The 20,002-nt window shown below is 60.9% G+C and carries 21 protein-coding genes; 7 read left to right on the forward strand and 14 right to left on the reverse strand.

Annotated elements, in window-relative coordinates; translation table 11 throughout:
• Nucleotides 1-275: 275 nt before the first annotated feature.
• The 7 genes from rlmB to I6J26_RS04290 are packed head-to-tail and all read right to left on the reverse strand — an operon-like array spanning nucleotide 276 to nucleotide 5,469.
• Entirely contained in the window at nucleotides 276-1,223 is a 948-nt protein-coding gene (gene rlmB / locus I6J26_RS04260; protein ID WP_115023583.1) for a 23S rRNA (guanosine(2251)-2'-O)-methyltransferase RlmB, read from the reverse strand.
• 41 nt (nucleotides 1,224-1,264) lie between these two features.
• Nucleotides 1,265-2,683 carry a cysteine--tRNA ligase gene (gene cysS, locus I6J26_RS04265; RefSeq protein WP_115023585.1) on the reverse strand — a complete coding sequence of 473 codons (1,419 nt, stop codon included), beginning with the start codon at nucleotides 2,681-2,683 and terminating at the stop codon, nucleotides 1,265-1,267.
• Nucleotides 2,684-2,716: 33 nt separating this feature from the next.
• Entirely contained in the window at nucleotides 2,717-3,451 is a 735-nt protein-coding gene (locus I6J26_RS04270; protein ID WP_115023587.1) for a hypothetical protein, read from the reverse strand.
• Nucleotides 3,452-3,652, reverse strand: a complete 201-nt coding sequence (locus I6J26_RS04275; protein ID WP_042532302.1) for a hypothetical protein — start codon at nucleotides 3,650-3,652, stop codon at nucleotides 3,452-3,454. It abuts the gene before it with no gap.
• A 27-nt stretch (nucleotides 3,653-3,679) separates the two neighbouring features.
• Complete coding sequence (ispF, locus tag I6J26_RS04280) at nucleotides 3,680-4,171, reverse strand: 2-C-methyl-D-erythritol 2,4-cyclodiphosphate synthase (protein WP_115023589.1); 492 nt, start codon at nucleotides 4,169-4,171, stop codon at nucleotides 3,680-3,682.
• On the reverse strand, nucleotides 4,164-4,913 hold the full coding sequence (ispD, locus tag I6J26_RS04285) for a 2-C-methyl-D-erythritol 4-phosphate cytidylyltransferase (protein ID WP_115023591.1): 750 nt from the start codon (nucleotides 4,911-4,913) through the stop codon (nucleotides 4,164-4,166). The genes ispF and ispD overlap by 8 nt, the downstream gene beginning before the upstream one ends.
• Nucleotides 4,885-5,469, reverse strand: a complete 585-nt coding sequence (locus I6J26_RS04290; RefSeq protein WP_115023593.1) for a CarD family transcriptional regulator — start codon at nucleotides 5,467-5,469, stop codon at nucleotides 4,885-4,887. Before I6J26_RS04290 ends, ispD begins: the two co-directional genes overlap by 29 nt.
• Nucleotides 5,470-5,749: 280 nt before the next feature.
• On the opposite strand from I6J26_RS04290, the gene I6J26_RS04295 reads away from it, so the two are divergent.
• Nucleotides 5,750-6,325, forward strand: coding sequence for a hypothetical protein (locus I6J26_RS04295; RefSeq protein ID WP_115023595.1), 576 nt, complete (start codon nucleotides 5,750-5,752; stop codon nucleotides 6,323-6,325).
• 176 nt (nucleotides 6,326-6,501) lie between these two features.
• Here the strand turns inward: I6J26_RS04295 and I6J26_RS04300 are convergent, their stop codons facing one another.
• Both I6J26_RS04300 and I6J26_RS04305 read right to left on the reverse strand, forming a co-directional pair.
• Entirely contained in the window at nucleotides 6,502-6,729 is a 228-nt protein-coding gene (locus I6J26_RS04300; RefSeq protein ID WP_115023597.1) for a hypothetical protein, read from the reverse strand.
• 45 nt (nucleotides 6,730-6,774) lie between these two features.
• Nucleotides 6,775-6,981, reverse strand: a complete 207-nt coding sequence (locus tag I6J26_RS04305) for a hypothetical protein (protein WP_070670593.1) — start codon at nucleotides 6,979-6,981, stop codon at nucleotides 6,775-6,777.
• Nucleotides 6,982-7,196: 215 nt separating this feature from the next.
• On the opposite strand from I6J26_RS04305, the gene radA reads away from it, so the two are divergent.
• The gene (gene radA / locus I6J26_RS04310) at nucleotides 7,197-8,570 is read left to right on the forward strand and encodes a DNA repair protein RadA (protein ID WP_115023599.1); all 1,374 of its coding nucleotides are present in this window, start codon (nucleotides 7,197-7,199) and stop codon (nucleotides 8,568-8,570) included.
• 32 nt (nucleotides 8,571-8,602) lie between these two features.
• On the opposite strand, the gene I6J26_RS04315 is transcribed toward radA, so the two are convergent.
• Entirely contained in the window at nucleotides 8,603-9,337 is a 735-nt protein-coding gene (locus tag I6J26_RS04315) for a hypothetical protein (protein WP_115023601.1), read from the reverse strand.
• 100 nt (nucleotides 9,338-9,437) lie between these two features.
• Nucleotides 9,438-10,061, reverse strand: coding sequence for a carbonic anhydrase (locus tag I6J26_RS04320; protein ID WP_115023603.1), 624 nt, complete (start codon nucleotides 10,059-10,061; stop codon nucleotides 9,438-9,440).
• Nucleotides 10,062-10,102: 41 nt separating this feature from the next.
• Here I6J26_RS04320 and I6J26_RS04325 point away from each other — a divergent pair, with 41 nt between their 5' ends.
• Nucleotides 10,103-10,963, forward strand: coding sequence for an A/G-specific adenine glycosylase (locus I6J26_RS04325; RefSeq protein WP_115023605.1), 861 nt, complete (start codon nucleotides 10,103-10,105; stop codon nucleotides 10,961-10,963).
• On the opposite strand, the gene I6J26_RS04330 is transcribed toward I6J26_RS04325, so the two are convergent.
• A complete protein-coding gene (locus tag I6J26_RS04330; protein ID WP_115023607.1) occupies nucleotides 10,920-12,245 on the reverse strand; it encodes a threonine/serine ThrE exporter family protein in 1,326 nt (441 codons plus the stop codon). The two genes, I6J26_RS04325 and I6J26_RS04330, sit on opposite strands and share 44 nt — an antisense overlap.
• Nucleotides 12,245-12,415, reverse strand: coding sequence for a DUF4236 domain-containing protein (locus tag I6J26_RS04335; RefSeq protein ID WP_082013969.1), 171 nt, complete (start codon nucleotides 12,413-12,415; stop codon nucleotides 12,245-12,247). The genes I6J26_RS04330 and I6J26_RS04335 overlap by 1 nt, the downstream gene beginning before the upstream one ends.
• A gap of 55 nt (nucleotides 12,416-12,470) precedes the next feature.
• Here I6J26_RS04335 and I6J26_RS04340 point away from each other — a divergent pair, with 55 nt between their 5' ends.
• Nucleotides 12,471-13,670 carry a lipase family protein gene (locus I6J26_RS04340; RefSeq protein ID WP_239121830.1) on the forward strand — a complete coding sequence of 400 codons (1,200 nt, stop codon included), beginning with the start codon at nucleotides 12,471-12,473 and terminating at the stop codon, nucleotides 13,668-13,670.
• A gap of 111 nt (nucleotides 13,671-13,781) precedes the next feature.
• Nucleotides 13,782-14,672, forward strand: coding sequence for a cation diffusion facilitator family transporter (locus I6J26_RS04345; protein WP_115023612.1), 891 nt, complete (start codon nucleotides 13,782-13,784; stop codon nucleotides 14,670-14,672).
• A 610-nt stretch (nucleotides 14,673-15,282) separates the two neighbouring features.
• Here I6J26_RS04345 and I6J26_RS04350 read toward each other — a convergent pair.
• Nucleotides 15,283-18,039 carry an ATP-dependent Clp protease ATP-binding subunit gene (locus tag I6J26_RS04350; RefSeq protein ID WP_115023614.1) on the reverse strand — a complete coding sequence of 919 codons (2,757 nt, stop codon included), beginning with the start codon at nucleotides 18,037-18,039 and terminating at the stop codon, nucleotides 15,283-15,285.
• Nucleotides 18,040-18,554: 515 nt separating this feature from the next.
• Here I6J26_RS04350 and I6J26_RS04355 point away from each other — a divergent pair.
• Both I6J26_RS04355 and I6J26_RS04360 read left to right on the forward strand, forming a co-directional pair.
• Nucleotides 18,555-19,241, forward strand: a complete 687-nt coding sequence (locus I6J26_RS04355; protein ID WP_147279347.1) for a hypothetical protein — start codon at nucleotides 18,555-18,557, stop codon at nucleotides 19,239-19,241.
• 103 nt (nucleotides 19,242-19,344) lie between these two features.
• Nucleotides 19,345-20,001, forward strand: a complete 657-nt coding sequence (locus I6J26_RS04360) for a hypothetical protein (RefSeq protein WP_115023618.1) — start codon at nucleotides 19,345-19,347, stop codon at nucleotides 19,999-20,001.
• Nucleotide 20,002 lies beyond the last annotated feature (1 nt).

A 20,002-nucleotide genomic window follows, 5' to 3' on the forward strand; every position in this document is an offset into this window, starting at 1 on the left:
AGCGCGCGATACTGAAAGATATACGCTGCCCCTAAACCGCATTCAAGTGTCAAAAGTTACCTTTCGCAGATTCATCAACTCCGCGCAAATATCCAGGCCTCAATCCGCAGCTCTCTGGTGGATTGCAGGGCGTCGGCAAGCGCGTGAAAATGCGAACAGGTGGTCTGGGTTTCCAGCCCTGGACATTTGCGACCAGGACGGCGGGAGCTGCCCAGCAGACACATTGGAGGCAAACAAAAAGGCGCCACACAACGCGACGCCTTCCAAATTACTTGTTACTTCGCAGCGCGACGCTGCCGAGCAAACTCCGAAAGCACTGCACCCGCAGCAACGGATGCGTTTAAGGATTCGACCCACGCGGTCATCGGGATGGACATGATGACGTCACAGTTCTCGCGGACCAAGCGGGAGATGCCCTTTCCCTCAGAGCCGATGACGATGACCACGGGATCCTTGCCACCCGTGTAGGTGTCGAGCGTGTGCTCGCCGCCGGCGTCCAGGCCAACGACCTGGTAGCCGGCTTTCTGGAATTCCTGCACGGTGCGGGTCACGTTGGTCACGCGCGCGACAGGCAGGCGTGCTGCGGTACCGGCCGAGGTGCGCCAAGCCACCGCGGTAACGGAGGCCGAACGGCGCTCCGGGATGATGACGCCGTGGCCGCCGAAAGCAGCGACGGAGCGGATAACCGCGCCGAGGTTACGGGGATCCGTAATGTTGTCGAGGATGACGAACATGCCCGGTTCCTGAGCGTCGCGCGCGCGATCCATGAGGTCATGCACCTCGGCGTACTTGTAGGGCGGAATCTGCAGGCCGATACCCTGGTGCAGACCGTTGCCAGTCATGCGGTCCATCTCGTGGCGCTGCACCTCAAGAATGGGGATGTTGCGGGTATTGCACATGGCCACGGCCTCCGACAGGCGGGCATCGTTGCGCGTGCCCTGCACAATGTAGAGCGAGGTGGCCGGCACCTTGGCGTGGAGGCACTCGATGACCGGGTTGCGGCCCACGACCATCTCTGCGGTTTCCTTCTGGTGGCGGCCCGAGTTACGGCGCTCGCGCTCCAGTTTTGCCTTGTGCTTGGCGTGGTAAATACGGTCCTCCGCCTTGGGCGTGGGGCCCTTTCCAGCCAGGCCCTTGCGGCGCTGACCGCCCGAGCCCTTCGTAGCGCCCTTCTTGTTGGACTTGCGGGCGCCCGCGCCGCCGCGGCCGTGGGTGCGTGCCATGGTTCTTCTCCTTTGTTGTCCTTGGCCTAGCCCAAGGACGGTTAGTCCGCCAGGGACCAGGTGGGACCGTCGGCGGTGTCAGTGATAGTAATACCCGCGGCGGTCAGGCGGTCGCGCACAGCGTCCGCAGTAGCCCAGTCCTTCTCTGCGCGGGCGGTCGTACGGCGCTCAAGCTCAGCCTGGACAAGAACGTCCAGTGCCGCGACAGCGCCGCTTGTTTCGCCACCATCTTTCCACTGTTCATCGCACGGATCAAAGCCAAGAACCGCAGCCATGGCGCGCACTGCTCCGGCGAGGCGCTCGGCCTCTTCCCGGCGGCCTTCAGCAAGGGCCTTATTTCCTGCACGCACCGTGGTGTGGACTTCCGCCAACGCCTTCGGCACGGCGATGTCATCATTCATGGCCTCTGCGAAGGCTGGGGTCCACTCGCCCTTCTCGACGCCCTCGAACTTGCCCACGAAGTCCTCGATGCGGCGGTAGCCCGCAGCAGCCTCCGTAAGCGCGGCCTCGGAGTACTCGAGCACGGAACGGTAGTGCGCGGAGCCCAAGTAGTAGCGCAGCTCCACCGGGCGGACAATCTCCAGCATGTTGGCGATGGAGAGCACGTTGCCCAGGGACTTGGACATCTTCTCACCAGACATGGTCACCCAGTGATTGTGCATCCAGTAGTTGGCGAACTTATCGCCCGCCGCATGGGACTGCGCAATCTCGTTCTCGTGGTGCGGGAACTGCAGGTCCAGACCACCACAGTGAATGTCGAACTCGCTGCCCAGATAGTAGGTGGACATAGCGGAGCACTCCAGGTGCCAGCCGGGGCGGCCCCTACCCCATGGCGTCGGCCAAGCCGGCTCACCCGGCTTGGCAGCCTTCCACAGCGCGAAATCCTGCGGGCTGCGCTTACCTTCGGTTTCCGACTCGCCCTGCTCCATATCCTCGACGCGATTACCGGACAGCGCACCGTAATCAGAACCTTCGGCGACATTCCATGCGGCGACGTCGAAATAAACCGAGCCGGAGGCGTCTTCTCCTGCGGTGCCACCAGGCACGGCATACGCATAGCCGGCGTCGATAAGCCTCTGCATGTACTCCACCATCTGCGTGACAAAGCCCGTCGCGCGCGGCTCCACCGAGGGTGGGAGCACACCGAGGGTGTTGTAGGCCTTGGTGAACTCGCGCTCATAGGTGGATACCCACTCCCACCACGGGCGGTTGTTTTCTGCGGCCTTGGTCAGAATCTTGTCATCAATGTCCGTCACATTGCGCACGAGTGCCACGTCATAGCCCTGGGCCAGAAGCCAACGGCGCAGAATGTCGAAGGCCACGCCGGAGCGCAGGTGGCCGATATGCGGCTGAGATTGCGGAGTGGCGCCACAGAGATAAATCGAGGCATGGCCGGGGCGAACCGGCTCAAAGTCACGTTGGGTGCGGGTGGCGGTATCAAAAATGCGCAAAGTACTCACGCCGACTAGTCTAATTGACCCTCCGGTGGGAATTCACCATGGCCGATGCCCCCGCGCCTCAGCACTAGGTGCCGTGCCTTTCTTTTCGACGGTGTAGCCTATTTCTCGTAGTACTTGCGCAGCAACCTCTTGATTATCGGCTACCGCTCCGCGCAACTGATCATCGAGCCACTTTTCTCGGCTCTGCGCAAGAAAGCTTTTCCAACCGGGACGTGAACGAAAGCCACACTCCATAAAAAGAAAGAAAAAATAATCCTCCAGGGATACCCGGAACCGACGGCCGCCAATAGGAAAATGTATATCCTCAATTCGGCCCTTCTTTCGAGGGTTCTTCACCCCAGAAAAGTTCTTCATTAGTGCGGGACTCAACAGTCCGGCCACCCCTGAGTGGTGAATGTGGGCCGTCGGAGCAGTACGATTCTCTCGCTCATATTCGAAACGAACGCCTGGGGCTGTTCCTACACGCAGCTCGAATTTGCTCGACTTCACGCTGAGAGATGATTCATCGGGCGACAGGGACGTGTGAAAGCGAACAACGGATTCGAAAAGGTCGCTGTAGGAAAACCGATCGCCTCCCTGACTTCCTACCCCGTAGACCAACGGTGCGTGAAGTTCTAACAATCCAGTGCCATCGTCTGGATTGAGATCTGTCCACACGCGGATATCGGAATCTTCATTGAGGGGCAAAACCTTCACATGCACGGCATGCACCCAGTTAAAAAATTCTGCTGTCAGATGTTGCCCTAGTCCCCCCATGCGCACCGTCATTTAGCGTTCAAGCATCAGCTCTACGCGACGGAGTTCGTCATAAAGGTCGCGCTCTTCCGTGGAAAAACGGCCGGATTCTGCGAGCATGCGCAGATCTTCAGAACTAAGGTTCGCCCCAATGGCTACTTCTAAGGCATGCAGGAGTTCCCCATACCGAGCCCGCAGGGCCTCGGTATTTATAATTCGCATTGTCAATGCCACGGCAGCCTCCTCTCCCTCGACTTTACGTTAGGAATTGGGGGCGCGCCAGACCACGGCGGTGGCCACGGCGGCGCGGCCCTCCTCGCGCCCGGTGAAGCCGAGACGGTCAGTCGTGGTCGCAGAAATGGAGACCGGCGCACCAAGAATCTCACTCAACACAGACTCAGCCTCCTCGCGGCGCGGCCCCATCTTAGGGGTTTGGCCGATGAGCTGGGCGGAGGCGTTGCCGATGGTGAAACCTTCCTTCTCCAGCAGCTCTCGGCACTCGCGCAGCAGCTGCGCACCGGATACGCCATCATATTCCGGGCGGCCCACGCCCACGAAGGATCCGAGGTCACCGAGGTGGGAGGCGGACAGCAAGGCGTCGACAAGCGCATGCGCCACCACGTCTCCATCGGAGTGGCCCTCGCAGCCATCTGCGCCCTCGAAGAGGAGGCCGGCAATCCAGCACTCTTTGCCGGGTTCGATCTGGTGGGCGTCTGTGGCAATACCAACGCGCGGGATGATGGGGTTAGTCACTGGGCACCTCAAAAATGGTCGGTTCGGCCTCATCTGTCACAGCCCTGGCGAGGACGAGGTCAATGGGAGTGGTGATTTTAAAAGCGAAGGTATCACCCTGCACGGTCTCCACGCGCGCGCCGTGCCATTCCATCAGGCTGGCATCATCCGTGGCGGTGAAATCCGGGTCCTGCTCCCAATAATCCATATTGGCCTGACGCAACGCGGCCAAGTTGAAGCCCTGCGGCGTCTGCACTGCGCGCAGACGGGAGCGGTCCGGGGTGGACAGGACAGTCTCCCCCTCGACTTCTTTAATGGTGTCTGCCACGGGCACAACTGGGATAACGGCGACGGCCCCATCGAGCACGCGCTTGGCGACGCGCGCGATCATCCCCGGAGGCGTCAAAGCCCGGGCCGCATCGTGGATGAGCACCACGGCGTCCTCTTCTGGGATGGCCTGCAAGCCTGCCCACACGGAATCGGCGCGCTCGCCGCCGCCGTGGACAAGACGGAGAGGAATGTCAGCCTCGACGCGAGCTAGGATGCGCTCCGCGTAGCTTTCCATGGTGGGGCTGACGAGCACGATGACCTCATCGACGATGCCGGAGGTAACCATCGCTTGGACGGAGCGCTCCAGAAGAGTGCGCCCGCGCAGCTCGACATAAGCTTTAGGCACCGCGGCGCCGAGGCGCGTGCCCTTACCCGCAGCCGCAACGAGCGCGATGACGCGAGGTTTAGTCTTCGTCATCGAAGGAGAGATCATCAAGATCGATGTCGCTATCAACGTCGGTAGTGATGGACTTATCGTCCACCAAACCTGCGGCACGATGGCGCTCGATGGTGGCGTCGATTTCCTCCATCATGGTGTCGGCCTTCTTTTCATCGACCGGCTTAGCCAGGGAGAGCTCACCAACGAGAATCTGGCGCGCCTTGGCCAGCATGCGCTTCTCACCAGCAGACAGGCCACGGTCCTGGTCGCGGCGCCACAGGTCACGAACGACTTCAGCAACCTTGTTGATGTCGCCGGAGGCGAGGCGCTCCTGGTTGGCCTTGTAACGGCGGGACCAGTTGCCGGCTTCTTCGACGTCTACCTCACGCAGAACCGAGAAGACCTTTTCCAGACCTTCCTTGCCCACGACGTCACGGACGCCAACCATTTCGACGTTCTTGGAGGGCACACGGACAACCAGGTCGGACTGGTTGATGTGGAGGACGAGGTACTCGAGGGTCTCGCCACCCATCTCGCGCGTTTCAATCGCCGTGATTTTGGCGGCGCCGTGGTGCGGGTAGACGACGACCTCTCCGACCTTAAATTCCATTGCCACTCCTTGTGAAGCCTTTGAAGACGATGCTCATCGAGGACGCTCGCTTAGCTCTCGATGGGCCGCATATACAGGGAATCGATTCTAGCACGCAGGATTTCACCCCCGCCCGCTGAGGCATCGCGGGGAGGCTATACACCACGACGCGTACGCGGTGAAGCACGGCTACCCCCGGTTTACCCAAGGGGTTTGCGGAAACTGTGTGCTTTTCGTGGAGAGGGACTAGGCTAAAGCGTTGATAAGCTTTGTGATCGCAATTCAATGGAGGACACTCACAGTGCAGTCCCTGAAGTCCGCCGCTCGCTGCGGTGCCATCATGTCAGTTACCGCCCTTTCCGCGCTGGCGCTGGCGTCCTGCTCGGCTGGTCATGTTGCGCAGACCGCAGAGAAGGTTGCAGCTGTCGATGGCGCAACCGCCAGCACCGAAGATGGCAAGGTGGCCGTACGTGACGTCACCATTCAGGTTGAGCCGGACTCCGGTGAAACCTCTCTGAAGTTCATCGCCGTGAACCAGGGCTACAAGGTCGATGAGGTCACCTTGGAATCCGTCAGCGTTGACGGCCAGGATGTCGTCATCGAGGGCGCTACCCCGATTGCCCGCGATCAGGCACTGTACGGCGATTCCGCAACCAACCTGGAGAACCTTCCGAAGGATGAGAAGGACAACAACGTCACCTACGTGACCACTTCCCTGGAGAACGATGGCTTCGCCTTTGGCGGCTCCCGCCCGGTGACCTTCACCTTCAACACCGGCACCATTGAGGTCGACGCCACCGTGTCCGCCTCCCCGCTGGAGGCCGGTAAGTTTGACCGCGACCCGGAGTCCGAAGAGGGCTACACCGAGGCTAAGTAAAGCTTCCCCCACGAGGCTTCACGCCGCCCTAGCTGCACACTTCACACCGCCCTGGTTGGCACAGCGTGCAGCTAGGGCGGTTTCGCATTGCTGGACCTTCTCCCTCCTAAAACGCACTAACGCCGCCGCACACAGAAAGTGCACGGCGGCGACAGAGTGGTGAGTTCTACAGGCTCTTAGCGCACAGAGGAGCTAGCGAGGATTGCCTGGGCCCAGCCAAGGGTGGACAGGGTGGCCGGAACCAGCAGGAGGTTCGGCGCCTGCGGGCCACCGTACCGAATCATGGTGTCCATGACCTGGTTCAGCGGCTCCGGGTAGGAAGCAGCGGAAGCGGCCGGGGTGCCAGCCACAGCGACGGCGGATGCAGCAGCGATTGCAACGAGGGAACGACGGATCTTCTTCATTGTGTCTCCTTGAATGATTCTTTGAGGGGGATAGTTACGGGGTTATTACAGAACGTTCAAAATGAAGCCCAAGGAGGACAGGGCTGCCGGTACGAGGATGACGTTCTGAGCATCATAGCCAGCAACGTTGGTAATCTGCGTCAGGACATCTGCGAGCGGCTGCGGTGCCTGAGCGGCGGAGGCAGCAGGGGTACCAGCCAGGGCGATAGCAACAGCAGCACCGGCGGCGACGAGGGTACGACGGATCTTCATAAAATCACCTTTGGGGTTGTGAGAGTTGTGCATGGGGGGACGGTTTCACGCATCACTTATTAAAGTTTTGCCCGTAACCTGACTAACACTGTAGGGCCTTAGTGATGATGATGCCTAGGTTCGTGGGGAATATTTCCATATGGGGGTAATAAAGATTTCTTGATGATGAGTAAACAGAATCCTCGATGTCCGGGCCGCTTACTACAGTAAGAGGCATGGCTAAAAAGGTTCGTCCCGTTCACACGTGCACCGAGTGTGGCTTCGTCTCCCCCAAGTGGTTGGGCCGCTGCCCTGAGTGCGGGTCGTGGGGAACGCTGCAGGAAACTGCTGCCGCGCAGGAAAGCAGTGCCGCGCAGGCAGCGATGAGTGGACGTCGGCCGACGGGCCTCACGCCAACGAGCCCGGCTGTCCCCATCACCAAGGTGGGGGCGGCACAGACCAAGGCGCTTAACACCGGGATTGGGGAGCTCGATCGCGTCCTTGGGCGCGGTATCGTGCCCGGCTCCGTTGTGCTTATGGCAGGCGAGCCGGGGGTAGGTAAATCCACGCTGCTACTCGAGGTCGCTTCGCGCTGGGCACAACTAGGCCGCACGGCGTTGTACGCCACTGCGGAGGAATCAGCTGGACAGGTCCGCGCCCGCGCTGAGCGCACCGGTGCATTGCACGAGACACTCTATCTGGCTGCCGAGTCGAATTTGGATGTTGTCTTCGGACACGTCAAACAGCTCAAGCCCAGTCTCATCATTGTGGACTCAGTGCAGACCATGCATGCAGCGGGCGTTGAAGGTGTAGCTGGAGGCGTGGCACAATCCCGCGCGGTCACCGCTGCACTGACCACACTGGCTAAAAACACTGGAATCCCGATCCTTCTCGTGGGGCACGTCACCAAGGATGGCAACGTGGCTGGTCCGCGCGTACTCGAGCACCTCGTCGATGTGGTGTTGAATTTTGAAGGTGACCGCCAGTCCTCTTTGCGGCTGTTGCGCGGGCTCAAGAACCGCTTCGGCGCTACCGATGAGATGGGCTGCTTTGAGCAAACCGCCGCCGGCATCCGCGAGGTCGCGGATCCGTCCGGGTTGTTTCTTTCCCACCGTGGTAGCACACCGGACGGCTCCGCGGTCACGGTAGCCATGGATGGTGTGCGCCCCATTCTCGCGGAGGTACAAGCACTCACGGTTGATCCGGTGGCCAAGAACCCTCGCCGCGTCGTGACTGGTTTGGATGCCAACCGCGTCCCCATGGTCCTTGCCGTCCTGCAGGCTCGGGCGGGCGAGCGCACCAACGACAAAGACGCCTACGTCGCCACTGTAGGTGGCATGAAGATTCAGGAACCGGCAACAGACCTCGCGGTAGCCCTAGCCACGTGGTCCTCGCTCCACGAGCGGCCGCTGCCACCAAAGACCGTGGTTATTGGAGAAGTCGGCCTAGCCGGCGAGGTACGCCGCGTGCCCAACCTGGATCGTCGTCTGGCGGAAGCTGCGCGTTTGGGCTACCGCCAGGCCATCGTCCCGCCCGGCAAGGTGGAAGTCACCGGTATGCGCGTGCACCAAGCATCCACGTTGAGTGAGGCAATTTCTGCGCTGAGCTAGCACTGACCTAGTGCTGCCGCGAAAGCTGGCGCTTAGAGCAGGTTGAATGGCAGGGCTGCCGAGTAGTTGTCACCGATGACGGTGTGCAGGAAGTATGCACCGGATTCGGCCTCTGGGCGCTCCGTGCACTGCCCCGGCTCAGAGCGCTTGCGGGACCAGTCGGCTTGGAAGAAACGAGTCTCGCCAGACTTGAAGGTTTGCTTACCGGTCTCCACGGAGGCATAGCAATCGGTATCAGACCAGACGCGCTCGTTGGAGCCCATCTTGTAGACCTCAAAGCGCAGCTGCTGCTCGTCAAGGTCGATGGAGCAATCCTTCGTGGTGGGGTTGAAGACTTCCATGTAGAAGGTTGGCATCTTGCCACCCGGAACACTGTCCTCCTTGGTCTTGGCCATGACATTGAGGTCATCCAAGGAGCACTCCGTTTTCGAGGGATCCACGACCAGCTCGGTGTTCTGGGAATCTTCGCTCTTCTCAGCATCATCCGAGCCTTCTTCCGAAGGCTGCTCCTCCTCGGATTCGGATGCTGGGACCGCAGACTCAGCCTCCTCGGACTGCGAGGTGGTCGGCTGCTCGGAGGGCTGAACCAAGCTGCTGGACGCTGCCGCCGGCTGCGACTCCTTATCCTCCGAAGACCCACCGAAAAGCGCAGTGGCCGCCCAGATAAGGATGACCACGAGCACCAGAATCGCCACGAGCGCGGCAATGCGGCGGCGAACATAAATCTCGCGCGGCAGCGGCTTCGAGGTACGGGTTGGCTCAGTCACAGCCTTTAGTTTAAGGGGACTGAGCGCTTACCCGGGCCAGCGTTAGGCCGCGTGTCTTGTTCTTTCCCCACCACCCCCATCACGCAGCCTTATTGTCGCGCTACTGCACGCCGTGGAGGACTACGGTCTCCACGCTGGAGTCCTCAAGGAGGTAGCGCAGGCCGACGATACCGAGCGTTCCAGCGTCGAGAAGCTCGCGCGCCGCCGGGACGTCTGAGATGATCTGCGATACCGTCTGCGCGGTGTTCTCACGCTCAAAGTCAGCGCGGTCCTCGCGGCCATCGCGCCGAGCCACCATGGACGCTACCGCGACCTGCTCAATGATGGGGCGCTGCAGCCCCGTCGGCAGCTCGCCGCCATCCAGGAAATCGGAAGCCGCGCTCACCGCACCACAGGACTGATGCCCCATCACGACGAGCAGGTTGGCGTTGAGGTTCTCCAGGGCATAGTCCAGCGACGCCATCACCGCACTATCCAGGATGTGCCCCGCTGTACGGATGACGAAGGCATCACCGAAACCAATGTTGAATACGTGCTCAATCGGTGCGCGGGAATCCGAGCAGGCCAGCACAATAACGCGCGGGTCTTGGCCCTGGGTCAACCCGGCGCGCAGCTTGGCATCCTGATTAACGGCGATGAGGTTTCCGCTCACGAGGCGACGGTTACCTTCCTGGAGGGCTTCCCAGACTTCCTGTGGACGGTGCGGCACATGTACTAGAGGCATGATTCACACTCTAGTCCCACCACCCCTACACTGAGGTGTTTATGGATACCCAAGCTGTCATGGAGTGGTTCGACGCTAACGAGCGCCCCCTGCCCTGGCGTGTACCGGAGACCTCGGCCTGGGGTGTACTGCTCAGCGAAGTCATGAGCCAGCAGACTCCCGTTGCGCGCGTAGCCCCGCAGTGGAAAGAGTGGATGCAACGCTGGCCCACGCCCCAGGATCTCGCGGCGGCGTCCAAAGCCGATGTGCTGCGTGCTTGGGGCAAGCTAGGCTATCCGCGGCGCGCGTTACGGCTGTGGGAATGCGCGAAGGAGATTGGGGAGGGTGACGTTCCGGGGGACGTCGACAAGCTCTTGGCCCTGCCCGGTATCGGTGAGTACACCGCACGGGCGGTCGCGGCGTTTCATTTTGGGCGCAACGTGCCGGTGGTAGACACCAACGTGCGCCGCGTCTATGCCCGTGCTGAGGAAGGCCGGTTCCTGGCGCCGACACCCTCGAAGCGCGAGTTGGCACAGGTGGAGGAGCTTCTTCCGGAGGAGAATGGGCCGCGTTTTTCGGCGGCGCTCATGGAGCTGGGAGCGCTCGTGTGCACGGCGAAGAATCCGGACTGCATGGCCTGCCCCATTAAAACCACGTGTGCCTGGCAGCTAGCCGGATGCCCCGAGCCGAGTGAGGAAGAGGCTGCGCGGGCGAAGAAGCGCGTACAGAAGTTTACCGGCACGGACCGCCAAGTACGTGGGCTGCTTCTCGACGTCCTCCGCACCTCACCCCACCCCGTTCCCCAGTCCGAGTTGGACGCCGTCTGGGAGGACGCTCCGCAGCGCGCCCGCGCACTCGCTTCGCTGCTCGACGATGGTCTTATGGAGCAGAACGAGGAGGGGCTGTTCCATCTGCCTCAGTAGGGCGATGGGAGAAGTCGATGAGCCGACCCATGGTCCAGTTGCGGTCAGTAAGCATGCGGGCGCAGACAAGACCGCAGCCAATCGCCACGACGGCCATTGAGGCGATGGCGAGGTTGTTCAAGGCTTGGTCCATGTTGCCCACGTTGAGGTGGTAGACAGTGCGGAACATGGCGGTGCCCGGGATCATGATGACAGACGCCGGCACCGTCGTAGTGATACGCGGCAGGTGTGCACGCTTGGACGCCACCGCACCCAACAGACCCACGATGAGGCCGCCAATGAAAGCGCCCACGTAGTTGGTCGCTCCCCAGCTGATGAGGAACAGGCGCACGATGTTGGCCACCGTCCCCACCGACGCCGCCACCAGTACCATCCGCCGAGAGGAGTTGAACAAGAAGGCAAAACCAGAAATGCCGAGGAAACTTGCCACGGCTGCTGCGATATACCATTGGGCATCGGGGCTCGGGATGCCTGGTTCAGGTGTCAGTTCCGTGGTCCAGCTCACCAGCGCCACGGTAAAAGTGGCCGCGGTAATGATGGTCAGCGCATACGCCAAGCGGGTCAGGCCCGCGCCGAAGTCGAAGCGTGCGAGGTCAATAAGCGCCGAGAACAGCGGGAATCCTGGGATAAGGAACAGCACCGCCGCAACATAACCGGAGGAAAAATCGGCGGGGTTCGCGATGCCTGTGGCGGCAACCGCCTTGGTGGTGATGAAATACACCAGGCTCGCTACTGTTCCGCCCGCCACGATGCAGCCGAGCTGGTGCACGTGTTTGTGATGCAGTGAGGCGCGGGTCAACTGACCGCAGAAAGCCGCCAGCGCAACGAGGACGACCGCATAGACGGTGAAGTAATTGAGCACAGCAAAAGATGCACAGGCAACGGCTGCCGCGCAGGCCAAGAGCCAGCGGTTCCACCGTTTAATCACCGTGGACTCGATGACATCGAGCATGGCGCTGAGATCCTCAGCGGTAATTCCTGAAAACAGGCGGTTGTGGGTGAGGTCCTCAAGAGCCTCGATGCGAGAGGCATCGACGGCCGGTGAATGCTGCTGGGCCACAACGGTCCGAAAATCACGGCCGCGGTGAAAGGTACACGTGATTTGGGTGACACCAACGTCAGCATCAAGCCGGTCGAAGCCCAGCGCGCGAGCAGCACGTTTCATGCCGCGCAGCACCCGATAGCCCGACGTGCCCGCGCCCATGAGCATCATGCCCAAACGCAAGACGACGTCAGCCTCATACCCCATCCGGACATAGTCGGTGCTGGGGTGAGAGTTCATTAACGCCAGCGCCCCCGGAAATTCAGGCCACCGGGCAGGTTGACCCACATGCCACCGCGGGAATTAAAGGTCACGGGTCCGACCTTCGTCGACATCGACGCACCGGAGCCAGAGACGTTAATCCAGCTGTTCTTACCGGTCTTCTTCCGCTTGCGATAGTAAATTCCCATGCCAGCAAGCTTAGCGCGGATGCGCAACTGAGCTAGGAAGACTACGCTCAACATCGTGAGAATTAAAGCCCTGATTACTGCTCTTGCGACTGCTGCGGCCGTCGCCGTGGCCACACCAGCAGCACAGGCAGTTCCCCCGGGCACCGTGCACTCCGCCGCCCCAACCGAACAGCCCAACGCGAGGATCACGGCCATTTCCTACGCCTCCACCCTCATGAACGGTGAGCCTACGACCGTCACCGGCATGGTCTTCGAACCCAAGGTCCCGTGGAACGGGCCTGGTGAGCGGCCTACCATTGTCTACGCTCCAGGAACTCGCGGGGCGGGCGACCAGTGCGCGCCGTCACGTGCTTACACAGCACCTAGTGCCGGAGGCAGGGACCAGAACTTCGATGCTGCCGCAGGACTCTACGACTTCGCCCTATCGCAGGGCGTGCGTGTTGTGGTCACGGACTACATCGGGCTCGGCACTCCCGGCCACCACTCCTACGTGAACAACATCGAAGAAGCCCACGCGGTTCTTGACGCCGCCCGCGCCGGCCTCAAGCTCGCCGGTGCACCGGACACTGCCCCCGTCGGCCTCGCCGGTTATTCCCAAGGCGGTGGCGCAGCTGCCGCCGCTGGCGAGTACGCGGCCACCTATGCGCCTGAGCTCAACGTCAAGGGCACCTTTGCCGGCGCGCCACCTGCAGACCTTTTCGAAGTCATGCGTGCCGTCGATGGTTCGTCCCTTGTCCACGTCTTGGGCTATGCCATCAATGGTTTTGCCGAGCGCAGCCCCGAATTCTCACACGAAATCATCGATGAGCTGAACCCCCGCGGGCGCAAGTTCCTCACTGATGCCGAGACTTTCTGTGCCCGTGATTCTATGTCTGCCTGGGGAAATGTCCGCACCAGCGAGCTCACGAACAACGGTGAATCCTTTGAAGAATTGCTGCGCCGCAAACCAGCGGCCTCCCGCATGTTGAGGGAACAGCGCCTAGGCCAGCATGCTCTCAATGCGCCAATGCTGGTCATGAATTCCCCCACCGATGACATCATTCCTTATCAGCAGGCACGCACCATGGCCCGCGATTTCTGCGCGGCTGGCGGCACCGTCCAATTTGAGGATGCCCGCGCCGTCAATGTGCGCCCCGGCTCCGGCGCCAACCATGCCGCGCCAATGGCCCGTTCGCTTCTGCGCGGCACGAGATACCTCATCGACCGCTTCAAGGATGTCCCCGCCCCATCGAACTGCCAGCCTGCTGAATCCTAGACTCGCCCCCAGGACTCACACAAAGAACCTGACTTGGAGTCGCCGGCTGCGCCCGCCGCCATCCTCTTTCATTTTATTGTCAATAAGCATCAGCGACGATAGGCTGAGTGCATGGCACACGAGCACCACGACCATGATCACTCCAGCACGCCGCTGCGCGCACTTCTGATCGCGCTCAGCATTACCGGCACCGTCTTCTTCGCGGAGCTGATCGGCGGCTGGTTGGCGGGTTCAATGGCGTTGATGGCGGATGCTATGCACATGCTTTCTGACGCCGCTGGGTTAATCATTGCGGTGCTAGCGGTGCTGGTGGGTCGCCGACAAGCATCAGCCCAGGCCACCTACGGCTACCGGCGGGTGGAGGTGCTTGCGGCGCTGGCGAACGCGGTAATGGTGTTGGTGATCTCGGTGTGGATTGTCGTCGAGGCGGTTCGCCGACTGCAGAGCCCGGCCGAAGTACAGGGAAAAACGATGCTGATCATCGCGGTGATCGGCCTGGTGGCGAATGCACTGTCGGCGTGGGTTCTGCACCGCCACCGCGAATCCTCGATCAACGTGGAGGGTGCGTTCTTGCACGTGCTGGTCGATATGCTCGGCTCGGTGGCAGTGATCGTGGCGGGCATCGTGGTGCTGACTACCGGGTTCGTGGCTGCGGACGTGATCGCCTCCCTAGTGATCGCGGCGATGGTGCTGCCGCGCGCGTGGCAGCTCATGCGGCTATCGGCGAGCGTGCTGCTCGAGCAGGTTCCGGCGGGCTTCGACGCCAGCGCAATCGAGCCCGCGCTGCGGCAGGTCGAGGGCGTTGCCGACATCCACGACCTACACCTGTGGAGCCTGGATGGCGTAAGCGTGCTCACGACCGTGCACATCGTGCGTGACGGCACCGTCGACACCGGCCCGCTGTTGGATGCCGCCCAGCACGCCCTGCACGAACTCGGCATCGAGCACTCCACCATCCAGATTGAGCACCCGGAGCACGAATCGCACGAGACGGTGTGCTGATTCAGTTCTAGCCTGACTTAGGTCTTGGGTGGGTGAGCAACGTGACTCTTGACACTGCTACCTGGTGGTTTTCGGCGGAGGGGTGGGATTGTTCCGCACTAAATTGACCTAAGGCAGGAGGGCGTTTTGTAAAAGGCATCTGGCAAAGGGCATCTTTGGGTCTAAAAACGCCATCTGCAATGAGTAAATGGCGTTTTCAGCCGTGAAAACGCCTTATGACTGATGCCTTTTGTCAGACGCCTTTTGTAAGATGCTTCCAGCATGTCGATGGAGCGATGCAGACGTTGCGCATTGCGAGGGGAGCGAAGAGGTAATCCGTTTGGGAAGAGGCGTGCAGGGCTCTATGGAAACGGTCATTGTGGCCTGACTTAGGTCTTGGGTGGGTGAGCAACGTGACTCTTGACACTGCTACCTGGTGGTTTTCGGCCGTGAGGTGGGATTATTCCGCACTAAACTGGCCCAAGTCCGGCTGATTCATTTCTAGTGGTGGACTGGGGGCGTGCCGCTGCGTGAAGGTCACGCACAGCAAACCCCGAACCGCACGTGGTCTCACACGCATGCGGTTCGGGGCTATTCCTCATGGGCCCAGTGGCTGGGCCAGAGTCAGCGCTTAGAGCGGCTGACCGGCGCCAGCGCCTGCCGGCGGCGGGTTGCCGTCATCGCCATCATCGTTATGGGACTCGTCAGCGGAATCGCTGCCAGACTCCCCAAGGACATCCGGGCTGATGGTATCCGGCTCATCCGAGGATGCTTCCTCATCAGCCTCGCGCACGGCGATGTCCTCCAAGTTCTCGAGCTCTTCATCGAAGGTATCCTCCGGCAGCGGGCGCGGACGCGGGGTGAAGGTGAAGGTGGCCGAGGAGTTGTCCTTGGACTCGCCGTCCCAGCCCTCGACGTCCACGGTGATGATTTCACCGGCACCGATTTCACCGTAAAGGATCTTCTCGGAGAGCTGGTCCTCAATCTCGCGCTGAATAGTACGACGCAACGGACGTGCACCAAGGACTGGGTCGAAACCACGCTTGGCCAGCAGGTCCTTAGCCTTCTGGGTGAGCTCGATGCCCATATCGCGCTCGGACAGCTGCTTTTCCACGCGGCCAATGAGCAGCTCCACCATCTCCACAATCTGCTCCTGGGTGAGCTGGTGGAAGACCACAATCTCATCGATACGGTTGAGGAACTCTGGGCGGAAGTGCTTCTTCAGCTCGTCATGGACCTTGTTCTTCATGCGCTCATACTGCGCATCAGAATCGGTCTCAGAGGAGCCGGTGAAGCCCAAGCCCACAGCCTTGGAGATGTCCTGGGTACCCAGGTTCGAGGTGAAGATGAGAACCGTGTTCTTGAAGTCCACGTTGCGGCCCTGGCCATCGGTCAGGCGGCCGTCCTCAAGCACCTGCAGGAGGGTGTTGTAAATCTCCTTGTGGGCCTTCTCAATCTCGTCGAACAGGACGACGGAGAACGGCTTGCGGCGGACCTTCTCGGTCAGCTGGCCACCCTCTTCATAGCCCACGTATCCCGGAGGAGCACCAAAGAGACGGGAGGCAGTGAAGCGGTCATGAAACTCACCCATATCGATCTGGATGAGGTCATCATCCGAACCGAAGAGGAAGTTAGCCAGGGACTTCGATAGCTCGGTCTTACCCACACCGGACGGACCAGCGAAGATGAAGGAACCGGACGGTCGGCGCGGATCCTTCAGGCCTGCACGGGTGCGGCGGATAGCACGGGAGACAGCCTTGACGGCCTCGTCCTGACCAATGATGCGCTTGTGCAGCTCCTCCTCCATATTAAGGAGGCGGTTGGATTCCTTCTCCGTGAGCTTGAGAACCGGGATGCCAGTCCAGTGGGCCAGGACCTCAGCGATCTGTTCCTCGCCGACCTCGGCGATTTCTTCCAAATCACCGGAGCGCCACTGCTTTTCCTTCTCCGCGCGCTCTTCACCGAGCTTGCGCTCCTGATCGCGCAGGCCTGCGGCCTTCTCGAAGTCCTGCGCATCAATTGCGGCTTCCTTTTCCTTGCGGACCTCGGCAATGCGGTCATCGACCTCACGCAGGCCTTCCGGAGCGGTCATGCGCTTGATACGCATGCGAGCGCCAGCCTCATCGAGAAGGTCAACGGCTTTATCCGGCAGGAAGCGGTCATTGATGTAGCGGTCAGACAAGGAGGCCGCAGCCTTGAGGGCCTCATCGGTGTAGGACACGCGGTGGTGCGCCTCGTACTTATCGCGCAGGCCCTTAAGAATCAGAATGGTGTCATCGAGGGACGGTTCTTCGACCTTGACCGGCTGGAAGCGGCGCTCGAGAGCAGCGTCCTTCTCAATATGCTTGCGGTACTCATCCAGGGTGGTTGCACCAATGGTCTGGAGCTCACCACGAGCCAGCTTCGGCTTCAGCAAGGAAGCAGCATCGATGGCGCCCTCGGCGGCACCAGCGCCCACCAGGGTGTGGATCTCATCGATGAAGAGGATGATGTCACCGCGCTGGTTAATTTCCTTGAGAACCTTCTTCAGGCGTTCCTCAAAGTCACCACGGTAGCGGGAACCGGCCACCAGGGAGCCCAGGTCCAGCGAGTACAGCTGCTTATCCTTGAGAGTCTCCGGGACTTTGCCGTTGACAATGTCGAGGGCCAAGCCCTCGACCACGGCGGTCTTACCCACACCGGGCTCACCGATGAGCACCGGGTTGTTCTTGGTACGGCGGGAGAGCACCTGCATGATGCGCTCCACCTCAGACTCACGGCCCACCACGGGATCCAGCTTGCCGTCCTTAGCTGCCTGGGTTAGGTTGCGGCCAAACTGGTCAAGCACCAGGGAGTTGGAACGCTCACCGGCGCCGCCGGAACCGCCACGACCACCCTGGCCAGCGCCGGCCCCAGCGCCCACCGGACCAGGACCGCCCTGGGACGTGCCGCCACCATCGCCTTCGCCGCCCTCATAACCGGAGAGCAGCTGGATAACCTGCTGGCGCACGCGCGGCAAGTCCGCGCCCAGCTTGGTCAGCACCTGGGCTGCCACGCCATCGCCTTCACGAATGAGGCCGAGGAGCAGGAACTCGGTGCCAATGTACTTGTGGCCCATTTGCAGGCCCTCGCGCAGGGAAAGCTCCAAGACCTTCTTGGCGCGCGGGGTAAACGGAATGTGGCCAGTGTGCGGCTGGGAGCCCTGACCAATAATCTCCTCCACCTCACGGCGGACGTCCTCCAGCGAGATGCCCATGGATTCCAGGGCCTTGGCGGCAACGCCTTCACCCTCGTGAATGAGACCCAGGAGGATGTGCTCGGTGCCGATGTAATTGTGGTTGAGCATGCGTGCTTCTTCCTGCGCCAAAACGATGACGCGGCGAGCACGGTCTGTAAACCTCTCGAACATGACCTCTTACCTTTCGCTGTTAATGTGTCATCCACTCTAACGCGCGGGGCCGACACTCCATTCACGATTTTTCTCCGCATCACCATCACACGCCCGTTTCCCCAGCTCACCACACTGTACGCCGGTAGCGAACAGGCCCACACGGCCGCACCCTACGCCTGCCGCCCCTGGGGAAATCTCCCCGCCACTAGGTTGGGCCCCACGATGCTTGTTAAAATAAGCGGCGCTGGTTCGGGAGACAGCGTGACGTTTGATTCCCGTTCCTTTCCTTATCACTCACGGCGTCGCCCCTCATTTCCCTATACCGGAGGTTTCGCTCCGTAAGTCTCTCTGCCCCATAAGGAACTCTCATGGTCAGCGAGCTGATGTCACCACAGACTCGCTCGCCCCGCCTCCTCAACGCACTCCCTATTGGCGAGGTGCTCTGCCCCTCTATAAACCTCCCACCGCAGGTCATGAAGTACACTAACCTCCTAGTTAGCACTGTTGACACGTTGAGGGAGGAGCCAGTCACCATGTCGCAGCCACAGCAGGGAGCCTTGCTTGTCGACGATCTTATTGGCCACTCGCAGCTTCTTAGCGTTACCGAGTCCGCCACCTTGGGCCGTCAGGGCGATATCCTCCTTGCCGCCGACGACCCAGCCATGCACCGCACATTCCTGCAGGTATGGTCCAACGGCGCCCAGTGGTTCCTCAAAAACATTGGCAGCTTCGTCGCCGCCACCATTCAGCCACCGGCCTCCTGCGGCTATGGCCGCACGGTGCTGAGTCCCGGCAGCATCGAAGTACTACACCCGGGAACATCAACGCTGTATTTCTCCACCGCCACGATGAGCTACGAATGCGAGCTTACCGTCATGCAACCGCTACGGAGCCCTGAACCTAGCCTGCCACCGGATGGCCCATTCACAACCCACGTCTTTGAACCCAACGAGGAGCAGTGCCTCCTACTCAAGGCTCTGGCCCAACCTCTCATCGATGATCCCGCTGCTGAACCACGCGTGGTTGTGGGAACCCAGCGCGAGCTCGCCGAAACCTTGGAGTGGACCGAAAAGAAGGTTGAGCGCAAGATTCAAACTCTGGCGGAAACTCTGCAGAAGCTCGGCGTGCCTCAATTTCAGCCGGGGCAGAAGATTTCGTGGCGCATCGTCCTGGCGCAGTTCGCCGCGGCCCACCCCCAATACTATGCACACCTTTCATAACAATTCAGTCATCATTTCTTGATTTGACCTTGGATTCCTGCGCAGTACTGGTACTCTTTGTCTGATTCTGTTTTCTCCACGCTGCAAGGATCTGTCCACTCTCATGCTCTCCCCGTTCTCGCTGCGCACGCTGGCCGCTCTTGGCTTAGCACTCGTCACACTGTCGGCGTGCGCCACGGACAAGGACACCGCTGAGGATGCGCCGAAGTTCACAGTCAACGGCACCACATCCCGGTCGGATGCGACGCCGACGGCGGCGGAGGCATCAAAAAGCGCAGAGCCTACCGGGCTACATCTGCGCCAAGCGGATGGTTCATTCCTTATTACCACCAAACAGCCAGGTCCAGGGCCGGTCGATGAAATCACCGCAAATTACTCTGATCTGGAAGAATATGGCTTCGGAATGCTGCGTGCGGTGGTGGACAACTCCGGCTATGACGGCACCGTAAGTGGCTCGGCACCCACCGGTGTGTTGCAGTGGGCTGTCGGCGGTGTGTTCGTTCTCAATGCCCAGGCGATGAACCTCAGCGACGACGAGGCAGACTTGGAGAATAACGCCGAATGGCACGTTGCCCTGTTGGATGGCGAAGGGAATAATCATCTCGACGAAGCCACTCAGAGCACTGTGAGCTGTAATTTCGGCGTCTGCACATTGGCCGCAGCCCTTCAGGAAGCCGGCAGCTTCACCGCCGAAATCACCATCCGTCAGGCGGGCTATGAACCTTTCCTCATCCGTCAGCCCATCATCGTGGCGGCCTAGC

This window comes from Corynebacterium minutissimum, from assembly GCF_016889765.1.
Classification (GTDB): domain Bacteria; phylum Actinomycetota; class Actinomycetes; order Mycobacteriales; family Mycobacteriaceae; genus Corynebacterium; species Corynebacterium minutissimum_B.